This is a genomic window from Bacillus sp. mrc49, assembly GCF_002803435.1.
On the sequence record NZ_PHNG01000191.1, the window covers coordinates 1 to 893 of the forward strand.

Below are 893 nucleotides of genomic sequence, written 5' to 3' on the forward strand. Positions count from 1 at the left end.
AAAAATGCTGATTTCAGCTATGCCTTCCAATGCAGATTGAATGGCAATAGGAGTGGCAGCCCCGCCAGAACCGATAAGCGTCATTTTCTTTCCTTTAATGTCTATACCATGTTCTTTCAGGTTCCGGGTATAACCCATTCCATCAGTGCTGTGACCAACGAATTTCCCATCAACATTGACAACCGTATTAACAGCTCCTGAGAATTTGGCGCTGTCTGCCAATTCATCAAGATATGGAAGGATTTTCATTTTGTTCGGCATGGAAACGTTAAACCCTTTTACGTTTAACGCGCGCATTCCTTTCACAGCATCTTCAAGCTTTTCATTTCCTACCTCAAAAGCTAAATAAGCGCAATTCAATCCCAATTGATCAAAAGCCATATTATGCATGGCAGGTGATAAAGAATGTCCGATAGGCGTTGCAAGTAAACCGACTAATTCCGTTTTCCCATTAATTCGTGCTAGATTTTCCATGTTGATTCCCCCTGGTTTAAATTGATAAGTTTATATAAATTCCTTCTTGGAAGAAATTCGACGGATTAAATATTTTGATCAATGATTTCCAGTACACTTCTTAATTGGCTCACCGGTATTTGTCCCGGAGCAGATGCTTCTTTTCCAGCCCCAAAGGTACAAGCAGATCCAAACACCGCACCCGCTAATCGACTGACCAAACCAGTACCCGCCATAGACATCGTTATGAACGGCCGGTCGGCATATTTTGTTTTCATCGTATGGGTGGCATCCAATAAAACAAGTAAATCACCAACACTTTGGGGCATTACGGCGATTTTCGGAATATGGGCCCCAAATTCCTGCATCTTACGCAGTCGGTAAATGATTTCTTCTTTTTCCGGTGTCTTATCGAAGTCGTGATTACACATTATTACGTA

1 protein-coding gene and 1 pseudogene are annotated in these 893 nt (G+C 41.8%); both read right to left on the reverse strand.

Translation table 11 applies throughout. The features are described from left to right. A pseudogene (locus tag CVN76_RS01325) lies at positions 1–474 on the reverse strand (quinate/shikimate dehydrogenase); the annotation flags it as partial. Between the two features lie 65 nt (positions 475–539). Next, positions 540–893 (reverse strand): type I 3-dehydroquinate dehydratase (locus tag CVN76_RS01330; RefSeq protein ID WP_157805430.1); only part of this gene is annotated, 354 nt, incomplete at its 5' end.